The 13,524-nt window shown below is 53.7% G+C and carries 11 protein-coding genes and 1 pseudogene; 9 read left to right on the forward strand and 3 right to left on the reverse strand.

All coding sequences use genetic code 11. From position 1 onward, the window contains the following. Nucleotides 1-44: 44 nt before the first annotated feature. A complete protein-coding gene (locus tag VN12_RS24240) occupies nucleotides 45-1,169 on the reverse strand; it encodes a DUF3500 domain-containing protein (RefSeq protein WP_168164621.1) in 1,125 nt (374 codons plus the stop codon). Nucleotides 1,170-1,443: 274 nt separating this feature from the next. Here VN12_RS24240 and VN12_RS24245 point away from each other — a divergent pair, with 274 nt between their 5' ends. The 5 genes from VN12_RS24245 (at nucleotide 1,444) to VN12_RS24265 (ending at nucleotide 8,604) form a co-directional block, all read left to right on the forward strand. After that, nucleotides 1,444-1,884 carry a flagellar hook assembly protein FlgD gene (locus VN12_RS24245; protein WP_146679471.1) on the forward strand — a complete coding sequence of 147 codons (441 nt, stop codon included), beginning with the start codon at nucleotides 1,444-1,446 and terminating at the stop codon, nucleotides 1,882-1,884. Between the two features lie 71 nt (nucleotides 1,885-1,955). Beyond that, complete coding sequence (locus VN12_RS24250) at nucleotides 1,956-4,409, forward strand: flagellar hook-basal body complex protein (RefSeq protein ID WP_146679473.1); 2,454 nt, start codon at nucleotides 1,956-1,958, stop codon at nucleotides 4,407-4,409. 282 nt (nucleotides 4,410-4,691) lie between these two features. Then, nucleotides 4,692-7,172 (forward strand): helicase HerA domain-containing protein, encoded by a 2,481-nt coding sequence (locus VN12_RS24255; RefSeq protein ID WP_146679475.1) that lies wholly within the window; start codon nucleotides 4,692-4,694, stop codon nucleotides 7,170-7,172. Nucleotides 7,173-7,241: 69 nt separating this feature from the next. Beyond that, nucleotides 7,242-7,607, forward strand: coding sequence for a 2Fe-2S iron-sulfur cluster-binding protein (locus tag VN12_RS24260; protein ID WP_146679477.1), 366 nt, complete (start codon nucleotides 7,242-7,244; stop codon nucleotides 7,605-7,607). 1 nt (nucleotide 7,608) lies between these two features. Continuing rightward, a complete protein-coding gene (locus VN12_RS24265; protein WP_146679479.1) occupies nucleotides 7,609-8,604 on the forward strand; it encodes a GDP-mannose 4,6-dehydratase in 996 nt (331 codons plus the stop codon). Here the strand turns inward: VN12_RS24265 and VN12_RS24270 are convergent. Beyond that, entirely contained in the window at nucleotides 8,601-9,278 is a 678-nt protein-coding gene (locus VN12_RS24270) for a bifunctional 4-hydroxy-2-oxoglutarate aldolase/2-dehydro-3-deoxy-phosphogluconate aldolase (protein WP_146679482.1), read from the reverse strand. The genes VN12_RS24265 and VN12_RS24270 overlap by 4 nt on opposite strands. Nucleotides 9,279-9,391: 113 nt before the next feature. On the opposite strand from VN12_RS24270, the gene VN12_RS24275 reads away from it, so the two are divergent. The 4 genes and pseudogenes from VN12_RS24275 (at nucleotide 9,392) to VN12_RS24290 (ending at nucleotide 13,068) form a co-directional block, all read left to right on the forward strand. Further along, nucleotides 9,392-9,943: a DUF1080 domain-containing protein gene (locus VN12_RS24275; RefSeq protein WP_146679484.1), complete on the forward strand. Its 552-nt coding sequence runs from the start codon at nucleotides 9,392-9,394 to the stop codon at nucleotides 9,941-9,943. 79 nt (nucleotides 9,944-10,022) lie between these two features. Beyond that, nucleotides 10,023-11,486: an IS66 family transposase gene (tnpC, locus tag VN12_RS24280; protein ID WP_146674972.1), complete on the forward strand. Its 1,464-nt coding sequence runs from the start codon at nucleotides 10,023-10,025 to the stop codon at nucleotides 11,484-11,486. Between the two features lie 15 nt (nucleotides 11,487-11,501). Continuing rightward, nucleotides 11,502-11,645: pseudogene (locus VN12_RS24285) on the forward strand (family 16 glycoside hydrolase); the annotation flags it as partial. A 70-nt stretch (nucleotides 11,646-11,715) separates the two neighbouring features. Continuing rightward, a complete protein-coding gene (locus tag VN12_RS24290; protein ID WP_146679486.1) occupies nucleotides 11,716-13,068 on the forward strand; it encodes a Gfo/Idh/MocA family protein in 1,353 nt (450 codons plus the stop codon). A 4-nt stretch (nucleotides 13,069-13,072) separates the two neighbouring features. Here the strand turns inward: VN12_RS24290 and VN12_RS24295 are convergent, their stop codons facing one another. After that, nucleotides 13,073-13,522: a Fur family transcriptional regulator gene (locus VN12_RS24295; protein ID WP_146679487.1), complete on the reverse strand. Its 450-nt coding sequence runs from the start codon at nucleotides 13,520-13,522 to the stop codon at nucleotides 13,073-13,075. Between the last annotated feature and the right edge of the window lie 2 nt (nucleotides 13,523-13,524).

A 13,524-nucleotide genomic window follows, 5' to 3' on the forward strand; every position in this document is an offset into this window, starting at 1 on the left:
CTCAACTCCTCTTTCAGGAGAAAGTTGCCTAGAGCGATAAAAGACTACTTCGAAGTCGTCGCGACAACCGGGAGATTGAAGTCGCCCGTGAGATCTCGCCAAACGCTGTGAATGTGGTTGGCATTATTGCCGGCCGAGTCGGCTTGGTAGTTGCAGAATTCGGCGATGAAGGTCGGGCCTTGAAGCCGGAAGTAATGTTGCCCGGAGAGGTCCTCCGTACCGGCCCATCCAAAATGGATATTGTCGAGACCGGCCGCTGTGATTTGATTCATGCGGGAGAGAACGACCTCTTTCGGCATCGTCGCCAAGAACGATTCGAGCACGGTCATCAGCAGCTTTTTCTGATCAACATCCATCTCGGAAGCTGGAATGCCAACCGAGGCGCTGGGCTTGGGCTGCGCGTCGCCAGGCCACAGGATTTCCTCTGGGCATTTGCTGTTGAATACAGCTTTCGACTTTTGGGCGTCATTAAAGCTCGCCATCAAGGCGATCCCTGCATCTTCTTCGCTCGCGAGCAACCGACCTCCCTCTTGGAAGGAATTCTTACCCCCCAATGGATTCAAGCTGGGAACGGAAAAGCTCTTCGGTAGCTTCGCTGGGTTCAGTCCATAGAACTGAGGAGTGGAGTCGACGATCACGCTACGATCCATCGTGAAGTTCAACGACAGGTGGTGCCCCTCAACGCTCAAACCCCACTCCGATCGATCGCTCGGTTCACCGTAAATGGCGATGTAGTACTTCTTGTAGTCACGACGTTTCGCAGCCGCAGGGCCCTCGAGTTCGAGCAAGATCGCTTCGTAGCTCATAATGTTGGTGGCTCGCTTGAAGCCTGCATCGCTCATCACGCTCTTCAAAACTGCGAGTGCAAATTTAACCTGTTCGTCGCTCATTTCGCGAAGGGGAAGTCCCTTTCGGGTCTCCATGGGAACGAAATGCCATTCCAATCGGCGAGGATCTTGAAATGGTATTTGAGCCAATTTCTTTTCATTGGCCGAGAGAGATGCCAAGAACTGATTTGCCGCAGCCGATGCGGGGCTCGCGGTTCTACAGGCTTCCTGGGCAATCAAGTATGACGGAACAGTGGCGGAGGGTGTCAGCGATAAAGCGCCGAGCAAAAGGGCGCGACATGCCGTGGAGAGCCGTGGGGATGTTCGACAAGAGCGAGACATAAGAGTCCTCATGAAGGTGGGAGAGATCGGTTGGAATGAGCCAGCATTATGATCGACCGACAGCCCCGGTCCAATGCCCTTTTGGGGTGAACCGCAGGTTCATATTGGGCTTTCGATGAATCGATGTCGCGGGCTATTTTAGGCCGGCCGCCGCAGCTTGTGGTGGACCACGCTATCCTTCGACGAGTTCTGAAGAGGTTGGCGAGCGAACCGATCGACGGGGGGAGAGCAAGGTCTTCCCGATAAACAAGAGATTTCCAAGAAGGAACAGAACATGTCGCGCGTAGGTGGAACTTCAGGAGCAACGGGGTCGTCGGCTTCCAATTCTCCAAGTGGAAACGGCCTCAACGATGTCGACATGGACACGTTTCTCAATTTGATGATCACGGAGTTGCAAAATCAGGATCCGCTGAATCCGACCGATAACAAAGCGCTCCTCGAGCAGATTGGGCAGTTGCGGAGCATCAGCTCGAACGATCGATTGGTATCCACTCTGACATCCTTCGGAAATACCCAGGAGCTCACGACCGCCAGCAGCTTGATTGGGAAAAAGGTGACGGGTTTGGATATTAAGGGGGGTGAGGTAAGCGGGGAGGTTTCGAGCGTTTCGGTGAAGATTGACGAAAAAGATCGAAACAAGAGGACGGTACAGGTGCACGTCGGCGACCAAATTGTCGATATGAAGAACGTTCGAGAGATCGACTTAGGGGAGTAGTGTCGGCATCGCGTCTTGGAAGCCAGCTGCTCGCGAACAGATTCGCCATTCAACGAGGAGTTGGCTAGCAAATGGGCTTAGCATCTTCATTAAGCACCGCATTGACCGGCATGAATGCGGCTGAGACACAGATCGATGTGCTCGGCAATAACTTGGCTAACTCCCAGACCGTTGGTTTCAAGTCATCGGATGTAGTATTCGCTAACCAGTTCCTGCAGACTCTGTCGCTCGGTGCTGCACCGACTGGTGGAAACGGTGGAACCAATCCTCGCCAGACCGGGCTCGGTGTTCAAGTCGCCGCGATCAATCAGAATTTCAAACAAGGAACAGTCGAGATCAGTTCCTCTCCCTCGGATTTGGCCATTCAAGGGGACGGCTTCTTTCAAGTGCAAGGCGGGCAGGGAGAGAAGCTCTACACGCGAAATGGAATCTTTCGCCTGAATAGTTCCAATGAATTGGTAACCTCCACCGGCAATCGATTGTTGGGGTATGGCGTCGACGATCAATTCAACCTGCGTTCCACCGAGTTGGTCCCTCTTTCTATCCCCATCGGAACCGAAGCGGTTGCGAAGGCGACTGGGACTGTGAACTTGCAAGGTACACTGACGGCGAAGGGGGACGTCGCGACGACCTCGAAGATTGTCCAAAGCACGGTTCTTGGCAATAACAGTATCCCGCGTCCATCGGGCTCGGCTGTGAATGTGCAGAGCGCTGCGGCACCCTTTAATACGAGCGTCACCCTTGCTCATACCGAAGGTGGTGGGGGAACGCATGCGGAAGGGTCCGTGTATCAATATCGATTCACCTATCTCGATGCGAATGGCACCGAGAGCATGGCGAGCGAGCCGCTCACCGTGACCGTACCGGGCGGAAACGCGTCTGCGGACAATACGATCACCCTGAACAATCTTCCGGCCGCGAATAGTCAATACTCACAAGTTCGAGTCTATCGTACTGAACCCGGCGGCAGCGACTTTTTCCTCGCTGGTACAGCTGCCGCGGGTGGATCGTTTGTCGATACCGATTCGTCGTCTTCAACGACGCCCCTGGACAACAACGGATTGACGGGGAACTACACCTACATGGTGACTTATTACAAGTCAGGTGAGCCTGAGTCTCGCCCATCGCCACTGCTCGGTCCGCAGAGCGTGGTGAATGGTCGTATCTATCTGTCGAATCTACCGACGCCTCCCGCGCCACCGGCCGAAGGTGGATATCCCGCGTACGACGAAATCAGGATCTATCGCAATCTGACCAACGACCCCAACAGCTTTTACTTGGTCGATACCGTACCTCCTGGCGCATCCTATACCGATAGCAAGACGGACGCCGAGATTAGCAATCTGGCGTTACCAGGAAATCAAAAAGTAAACTTGGATGGGCCTGCCATCGACAGCAATACCTTGCTGGTGAACGTGATCACTCGAGATGGTTTGGATTACAGCAACCCGTTCATTCCAGGCGACCTGTCGTTTACAGCTCGCAAGGGAGATCGATTGCTGGAAACGAAGTCGTTCACCGTTACTGCCACATCGACCGTCCAAGACTTGCTTGGCTTCATGAAGGATTCGCTGGGGATCGTCAGCGACAGTGGTGACTCGACCAATCCGATCTTGTCGTCGCTCAATCAGATTCCGGGCGAGGGTGGGACGATACAACCGAATGCCTACATCTCCAACGGTGCCCTTCGGTTCGTGAGCAATACTGGGGTGGATAACGGCGTTACGATCGACTTGACCAGCTTTCGATTGCGCGACGCCAATGGAACGGTGACTACACCCAACCTTGGGTTCGGAACCGTTCAAGAAGGGAAAGGGCAGAGCGCGGTAACAGACTTCATCGCCTACGACTCGCTCGGTCTCCCTGTGCGAATGCGATTGACGGCAACCATGGAGTCGAGAACCGACCAACAAACCGTGTATCGATGGTATGCTGATAGTGCGGACAACATCGAGCGAGGGTCTGCGGACATCTCGGTCGGTACGGGACTGATCTATTTTGATGGGAACGGGAACTTCATCTCGGCATCGAATAATGTGGTGGCCGTCGATCGAACGGGACTTCCGAGTACCAAGCCTCTACAGTTTTCCTTGGACTTCACGGCGTTAAGCGGTCTCGCTGCGGATAAGGCTTCGCTCGCCGCTTCGCGTCAAGACGGTTCTCCTCCTGGAGTGCTCACCAGCTACGTTATCGGTGAAGATGGGATTATTCGGGGCGTTTTCAGCAACGGGATTTCACGGGATCTTGGACAGATTCGCTTGGCTCGATTCTCAAACCCGGGCGGTTTGGAGCAGCGAGGGCAGAACTTGTTTGCTCAGGGCATCAACACTGGTCTTCCTATCGAGGGCGGACCATCTGAAAATGGGCTGGGATCGATTTCCGCGGGGGCATTGGAGCTTTCCAATACCGATGTCGGTGGCGACTTGGTCACGCTGGTTTTGGCGAGCACCCAATATCGAAGTAACGCGCGGGTGATCACTGCGACGCAGCAGTTGTTTGATGAGTTGTTGAATATCCGCCGTTAGTCGCAGGAGTAGGTTCATCGAGATGATCTCTTCGCGAAGTAGTCTGCGTAGCGCACCCACGGCGTCCCACGTGTTGGTGATACTCACAGTGGTCGGTATCTGGGTGACGCAATGGGGCTGTCGATCTCAACTCCCAGCCGACCAGCCCAGTCGGCTGCACGAGGTCTATTCCATGCAGAACGCAACATCTCGATAAGCCCCTGGCGATTCTCTTTGTCATTACAATGATGCCATTACAATGGCGTCATTGTTGAGTGCCGCATTTCGTCCCCAGGGGCTCCCATGCCATCTATTGCAGATTACGAGAAGCTTGGACTGTTTTATCTCGGCAAGAAGTTCGATTTATCCGCCCGGTCACTTTTGCCGGAGTATCTGAACTACGATTCGCGAGATCTGGTCACGCACGCACTATGTGTGGGAATGACGGGTAGTGGGAAGACAGGACTCTGTTTGAGCCTGCTTGAAGAGGCGATCTTGGATGGGATTCCGGTGATCTGTATCGATCCCAAGGGAGACCTAGGAAACCTGCTTCTGTCCTTTCCGAATTTGGAGTCGAAGGATTTTGAACCTTGGATCGATCCGTCGGAATCAGCCCGGCAAAGCAAGAGTCTGGAGGAGATTGCCCAGGAGACCGCTGAGCGGTGGCGCAGCGGGCTGTTGGAATGGGATCAGCCCCTGGATCGTTTGAAGACGTTTCACGATAAGTCCGATATCACGATCTACACACCAGGCAGTGAGATCGGTGTTCCTCTGACGGTTCTCAAGAGCTTTGACGCCCCCGGAGAGGAACTGCTTCAGGATGAGGAGACTTACCGGGAGAAACTCACCTCGTCGGCGTCCGCATTGTTAGCGCTCATGGGGATCGAGGCTGATCCCTTGAGCAGCCGAGAGCATATTTTGCTATCGAACATACTCGATCATGCGTGGCGGAAGGGTGTCGATCTGTCAATTGAGGACTTGATCCGTAGCATTCAATCACCTCCATTGACGCGCATCGGCGTTATGGACCTGGAGAGTTTTTTTCCAACGTCCGATCGCACGAAGCTGGCAATGAGCCTCAACAATCTGCTCGCGTCGCCTGCATTCGCTGGTTGGTTGAAGGGCGAGACGTTAGACGTACGCGACTTGTTGTATCGCAAAGACGGCGCTCCGCGCGTCTCCATCCTCTCGATCGCCCACCTCAGCGATGCCGAAAGAATGTTCTTCGTCACGATTCTTTTGGGTGAATTGCTTTCCTGGATGCGAGCCCAACCGGGAACCAGTTCACTGCGAGCCATCTTCTACATGGATGAGGTCTTCGGATACTTTCCACCGTCTGCAAAGCCGCCCTCGAAGCCACCGATGCTCACGCTTCTCAAACAAGCGAGAGCGTTTGGCCTGGGAATCGTTCTGGCTACCCAGAATCCAGTGGACCTCGACTACAAAGGTCTGGCCAACATGGGGACTTGGTTCCTCGGGCGGTTGCAGACACAGCGGGACAAAGACCGAGTCCTAGACGGCCTGGAGGGTGCCTCTGCCCAGCAAGGAGGCGCGTTCGATCGAGGGGAGATGGAAAAGGCCCTCTCGTCGCTCGGTAATCGCGTTTTCTTGATGAACAATGTCCATGACAACTCCCCTACCGTTTTCCAGACGAGATGGGCCTTGTCCTTCCTGAGGGGGCCCCTCTCGCGGGACCAAATTTCGAGCTTGATGCAACCGCGAAAGCAGGCAAGACGATCTGGTCAGATCGAAGGCACCCCGTTGCAAGCCGATTCACCGAAGAGATCCATCGTAGATCGAACAGGCGCTCGACCGATCGTGCCGCCCCCGATTGAAGAACGGTTTCTGGACATGACCATCATCCCAAAACCGGGAACCCAATTGGTCTACCGTCCGGCTCTCTACGTCGATTGCAGTGTTCATTATGTAAGAGCCTCCTCCAACATCGACGGTTGGGAAGATCTGCAATGGTTAGCCCCTAGCCTCGATTCCGAGTTGGTGGAATCAGGAACTCTGGATAGCTGGGAATCGGTGCAATCCGTTGTTCCGGGATGTATTCAGCTTCGGCGGCAGCCGGACGAGGGCCTTGCGTTCGCGGAGTTACCCGCGTCTCTCACAAATGCAAAGAACTTGGCAAAGTTAGACAAATCGTTCCGAGACTATCTCTTCCGACATCAGCAATACGTCGTGTACTACTGCAAGGCGGTTAAGAAAACCGTGGGGCCAGGGATTTCGGAGTCGGAGGCTCGGATCCAGTTGGCGGTGGCGACCCGGGAAGCGCGGGATGATGCGGTCGAAAAGCTACGAGACAAATTTGCCGACAAGATCCGTTCATTGCAGACCCGCCTACTCGCAGCGCAACAGCGTTTGGAACGCGAGAAGCAAGAAGCGCAGTCGAAAAAGCTAGAAGGCTATTTCCAAGTCGGCTCCTCGCTCCTCGGTGCGTTGTTCGGCCGAAAAGTGTCTAGCAGAACCAACGTGACGAAGGCCGCATCCGCGGTGAAAAGCATCGGGCGAGCAACGGCTCAGCAAGGGGACGTCATGCGCGCGGAAGAAACGTTGGAAGAGCTATCGGCTGCGAAAGACGCACTTGAGGCAGAAGCAAAAAGTGCGATCGACGAAGTTGTCGTGCAGTATGCCCCTGAGAATTTGATTTTGGAATCGGTCGAGATTCCTATTCGCAAAGGGGATACGAAGATTAAACTCCTCGCCATAGCTTGGGTTCCATGGCAAGTCGACGCAAACGGCATCGCCACTCCCCTTGCGAATTGGACGAAAGCGTAAAGCCAACGTACCCGTCTGTTTTATCTCCGAATCCTTCAACCCATCAACAACAACAACAACGAGAAAACGATGCCGAAACTAACTTTGGAAGGTATTGGAAGCTTTGATGTCGCAATCGGCACACGATTGGTACAAGCCATACGAGACCAAGGTGTCGATCAATTGCACGCCTGCGGCGGAAAGGCTCGCTGCACGACCTGTCGCGTTGAGTTCGTATCCGGCGAGCCCGATAAGATGACTCAAGCCGAGAAGGATATCCTCGCTGCTCGAGGTCTATCAGGCTGTCGATTGAGCTGCCAGATTCTTTGTGAGCAAGATATGGAGGTTCGCATTGTGAGCCGCTTGGAAGGCAGCGGTCGCAAGGACTCCGGGTCGCCGGTCGCGTCCGAGCTAGAACCTCAACCCGCCGTTTGGATTTCGAAAGCTTCGTCTTAGTATGAGAGCCATTATCTCTGGTATTACAGGACAAGACGGTTCGTATCTTTGCGAATTGCTGCTGGAAAAGGGATATACGGTGCACGGCATTGTTCGTCGCAGTAGTTCTCTGGATCGACCCAGATTGTCTAAGCAATACAACGATCCTGCCATTTATGGCAAACGTCTGCATTTGCATTATGCGGACCTCTCGGACGCGACATCGATTCGCAGGATTGTTCGCAAAGCCCAGCCGGACGAGTTTTATCACTTGGCAGGGCAATCGCACGTCGGATTGAGTTTTGATATTCCCGAGAGCACGTGCGAACTCACGGCAATTGGGACGCTTCGCATCATGGAGATCTTGCGCGACCAGGACAATCCGCCACGGTTTTTGCATGCGAGCAGTCGCGAGATTTTCGGGAGTCCTTTAGTGGTTCCCCAAAACGAAGAGACGCCCATGAATCCCACCTCTCCATACGGATGCGCCAAAGCGTTCGCAACGCAAATGGTAAGAATCTACCGCGAGGCTCATGGTTTATTCTTTTGCAATGCCATTTGTTACAACCATGAAAGCCCTCGCCGGTCTGAGAATTTTGTAACCAAGAAGATTTCGCTTGCTGCTGCACGCATCAAACTTGGGATGCAACAGGAGTTGTTGATGGGAAACATCGACTCCGAACGGGACTGGGGCTACGCCAAGGAATTCGTGGAAGCGATGTGGCTGATGCTTCAACAACCCACCGCGGACGACTTCGTCTTGGCAACAGGGACTACCCACAGTGTCAAGGCATTCTTGCAATTAGCATTTGAACACGTCGGACTCGATTGGAGGGAATACTACCGATTGGATCCACGATTCAATCGCCCCGCCGATCCTCATTCGCTCCTCGGCGATGCGAGCAAGGCCCAACGCGTGTTGGGGTGGTCCCCCAAAACAACGCTCGCCGAGCTCGCGCAAATCATGGTCGACCACGATTTGGAACGGCTCCGCGAATCGCAAAAGCCGAATCGTTAGGATTCGTTCGACGCTGCCGCGGGTACGCATGCGGCAGCGAATTGACTCGCCGCATCACGAATGCTTGCCCAGTTCTTCTCTTGAATCCAAGTAGGATTCAGAAACTGCCCCCCTACTCCGACCGCCACGGCCCCGGACCGGAAGTATCTCATGACATTTTGCAAATCGATTCCCCCTGTCGGCATCAGTCGAAGATAGGGCATCGGAGCGAGCACGTCGCGAATGTATTCGGGCCCAAGATTCCTCGCGGGGAAAACTTTAACGATACCTGCACCCGCCTCGTGCGCGAGAGCGATTTCTGTAGGGGTGTAAGCCCCGGGGCAAGTAGGGATGTGGAAGCGATGACAGTATTCCATGACGCGAAGATCGGTGATCGGAGACACCACGAACTGAGCGCCGCAATCGACCGCCCGTTTCGCTTCTTCAACGTTACGTACCGATCCCAGTCCGATGGTGGCGTTTCCGGTCGTCAGCTCGTCAAAGTGCTTCAAACACTCCGATACGACTCGAGGAGAGTCGGGATTCGTAAGGGTAAACTCCAGCGCCCGCACACCTCCCGAAAGAAGGGACTCGACGAGCGGCAGAGCATCCTGCAGGTCGGACAATCGAAGAATGGCGACCAGACGCGAATCCAGAATGATCGATGTCGGGCGAGAAAGCGAGGGAGTTTCCATGAAGCTGGCATTGGGGTTGTCGAACGAAATTGAGTCGCGTCCTATGCTACAATGAACTCGATTTTCCAACACGGTCTACCCGATTCCTTTTTTTACCCTTCCCGGCGAATCCGATGAAAAAGCTAACTCTCCTGGCTACTCTTGCGACGGTTTGTATTCCCTTTACTGCTCCTTCGGCAATCCATGCCCAAGAATCCTCTAGAGTTCCTGCTTCGATCAAGCTGGAAGAAGGATTCGAATGGCTTTTCGATGGCAAGTCCCTGTCGGGATGGGAAGGGAACCAGGATTGGTTTCGTATCGAAGAAGGTGCGATTGTGGCGGGGGCACTGGACAAGAAAATCCCCCACAATGAATTCTTGTGTACTAAAGAAAAGTTTGGCGATTTTGAATTGAAACTCGAAGTGAAGCTCCGGGGCGAAGGGGACAACGCCGGCGTACAATTTCGCACAGTTCGAATCCCAAACAATACCGAAGTGAGCGGGTACCAATGCGATGTCGGAAGGGCATGGAATCGCAATGTCTGGGGGTGCTTGTACGACGAGTCGCGTCGAAACAAGATGTTGGCGGAGGTGAGCGACGACAAGCTCAAGAACTGGGTTAAACCGAACGATTGGAATGAGCTGAGCATCAAGGCAATCGGAAATCGCATCGAGCTCGGACTGTAACCGTTCACGGGTCGCGCCAACAAAATGGAAAAACTGATCTAGACACGGAAGAGGTGTTTGGGACACGACATAGATTATCGTGTCTCCACCAACATCATCCCATCCGCTGATCCCTGCTGAAATCGACGCCGAGATGACTCCGGCGGTTCGGGCTTTTGTGCACGCGTTGATTGCTGGCTTTCAGTCCCAGATCAACATCCTGCAATCGCAGATCGTTGATTTAAATGCGAAAATCTCGGATCTCGAATCTCAAGTCAAGAAACTGACCCCTCAGAATTCCTCAATACCGCCAAGCAGCGTGCATCCCCACGCCAAAGCTCTTAAGAACAAACCCAAGAGCGGTAAAAGTCGTGGTGGACAAAAGGGACACCCTCGCCACCAGCGTGCGTTGGTCCCGGTTGACCAATGCGACTCTATAATTGCGCTGATGCCTTCGACGTGCCGTTGTTGCCAAAAACCACTGTCCGGCGAAGATTCTTCACCTATCCGTCACCAAGTTTATGAACTTCCGGTCATCAAGGCTTTCATCACCGAATACCAGCGTCATCGACTCCATTGCACCCGATGCGGCACAACAACATGTGCTGAGCTTCCAATAGGTGTACCGAGTGGACAGTCCGGACCGAGGCTGATTGCATTTACCGCATTACTGATGGGACACTTTCGCCAAAGCAAACGCCTAGCGTCGGAATTTCTACGCGACCTACTGAACATTCCCTGTTGCCCTGCAACCACCGTCAAGATGCAGGACATCGCATCGGCAGCGCTCGCCAAACCGCACGAAGAACTCCGGCAATCGCTTGCATCAGAGCGCAACGTCTTTATGGACGAAACCCCCACTAAGCAGGCCAACACCAAGGCCTGGCTGTGGACGGCCGTAGCAAATCAATTCGTCGTTTTTTCTGTTTTCGCCAGTCGCGCAGCAACTGCGATCGAATCGCTTCTAGGTTCTAATTTTGAAGGCATCATCAACTGCGACCGTGCGAAGATGTACTATGTTGCGAAACATCTGCAATGGTGCTGGGCTCACTTGATTCGCGATATCCAAGCGATGATCGATTCGAAGGTCCCGGATCGTGTCGGATTCGGTACTCAAGTCATGAAAGAGGTCAAAGAAGTTTTTCGTCTATGGCATCGATTCAAGCAAGGCCAGATCGAATGGGAGGAATTCCAGAATTCAGCGATCCCAATAGCCAAGAAGATCAATGAACTTCTGTACGCAGGAATGGGAAGTCACGATTCGAAGTTGCGGAATCAGTGTAAATCGCTGTATGTGCACCGAAACCGGTTATGGCTGTTCATCAGCAATCAAGGGCTTGAACCAACGAACAACCGCGCCGAACGAGCGTTGCGCAAGGCTGTCATTTATCGAAAGTTATCTTTTGGAACGCAGTCGGAAGGCGGCAGCAGGTTTATCGAGCGCATCTTTAGCGTTGCAGCAACATGCCGCATTCAAAATCGAAGCGTCTATCAGTACCTTGTTCGAGCCATCGAAGCCAAACTAACAAATCAGCCAGCCCCCAAGATACTCCCCACCCCGTGAACGGTTACGCTCGGACTCAATGGAAACCCAACGGTGTCGTATGTCGAAGAGGATGCAAAGATCGCTAAGGAAGGCATCATAGGGCTGCAGATTCACTCCGGTCCCCCCACCGAAGCACTTTATCGAAACATCCGAATCAAACGGCTTGACAAGAAATAGAGCCCGCGATCTTGGGCGTGTTTTCTTCGACCACACATTCAAACCATTAGCTTTCACAGGAAACAACACGATGGACAGAAGGCATTTTCTAGCCGGGGCGGCTGCGGGATCGATCGCCCTCGCCCAACACAGCGAAACGTTGGCGAATCTTTTGGATAACAAGAACAAACGCGTCGGGCTGATCGGGACCGGTTGGTATGGCAAATGCGATCTGTTTCGATTGATGCAGGTCGCTCCCGTCGATGTGGTATCCCTTTGCGACGTCGATAGCAAAATGCTCTCGGAGGCTTCCGAGATGGTTACACAGAAGCAGAAAGGAACTGCGCCGAGAACGTTTTCTGATTACCGAAAAATGCTGGCGGAGAAAGATCTCGATATTGTCTTGATCGCAACCCCTGACCATTGGCATGCGCTCCCAACGATCGAGGCCTTGAAAACCGGAGCGGACGTTTACGTTCAAAAACCGATCAGCGTCGATATCGTCGAGGGAGAGGCGATGCTCGCAGCCGCTCGGAAATACAATCGAGTCGTGCAAGTCGGAACGCAGCGGCGCAGCACACCGCATTTGATGGAAGCCAAACGGGACATTGTCGACGCTGGGCTTCTCGGGAAAGTCTCCCATGCGGAAGTCTACTGCTACTACCATATGCGGGCCAAAGAAAACCCACCCGATGAGATGCCTCCTGCAAATCTGGATTACGAAATGTGGACCGGCCCTGCCCCGATGCGTCCCTACAATAATCTTTGCCACCCGCGGCGTTGGCGAGCCTTTAAGGAATATGGCAACGGGATTGTCGGCGATATGTGTATCCACATGCTCGATCTCGTTCGATGGCAACTGGGACTGGGGTGGCCCACGAGAGTCTCCTCGCAAGGAGGAATCTTTGTCGATAAGAATTCCAAAGCCAATATTCCCGACACGCAAACTGCCACATTCGAGTTTCCCGAATTGAATGTGGTTTGGACCCATCGAACTTGGGGCGATGCCCCTGATCCTGAGTATCCTTGGGGAGCGACCCTGTATGGAGAAAAAGGAACACTCAAAATGAGTGTTCAGAAATTCGATTTCATTCCCCGCGACCGAAGGCAAAAGCCCGTACATCGTGATGTGGTGATGGAATTGGACAAATACCCGGAGGATCGAACCGAAAAAGATCTAGAACAACATGTTGCACCCGCTATACGCGTGCATATGCTCGACTTCTTGAAGTCGATCCAAGAGCGTTCCAAACCGGTTGCGGATATCGAACAGGGCCATATTTCAACGGCTGCGTGCATCCTTGCGAATATGTCCCTCGAGCTTGGAAGATCGTTGGCGTGGGATCCATCACAGGGCAAGATCGTGGGAGACGACGCAGCGAATCAGATGTTGCGACGCGCTTACCGAGCACCATGGGTGCACCCCGAGGTTGGGACGGTCTAAGCGTTTATCGGCCCGCGGAGGGTTCGCAGACGGTGCAATGACCTTTTACCAAGATCTCGGTGACTCGAGAGATGTTGTGCGACTTTCGAACCTTCTCATCTGGCACCGAGATTCCTTCTAAACAGGAGACAATCCCGCACTCCACGCACACAAAGTGCGGGTGGCTGCTCCGATCGTGTTCGGGATCTCGGATCTCGAATCGCCAGACGTGGTCTCCGAGTTCCGTGCGACTCACCAACTCTGCGTCGGTGAGATCCGTCAGGTTTCGGAACACCGTCGCTTTGTCGAAGCCTTGGGGAACGAGCAAATCGGAGAGTTCGGCGTGCGTTTGAGGTTTCGTCGCCTTGCGCAAAGCCGATAGGACCGCGATCCGAGCCGGAGTGCTTCGGAGTCCAACCGCGCGTAGGATTTGTCGAGCCAGCTCTACTTCGTCGACATCAGGCTTCTTAGTCATGT

The sequence above is a fragment of the Pirellula sp. SH-Sr6A genome, from assembly GCF_001610875.1.
In the GTDB taxonomy this organism is placed as follows: domain Bacteria; phylum Planctomycetota; class Planctomycetia; order Pirellulales; family Pirellulaceae; genus JBKCUI01.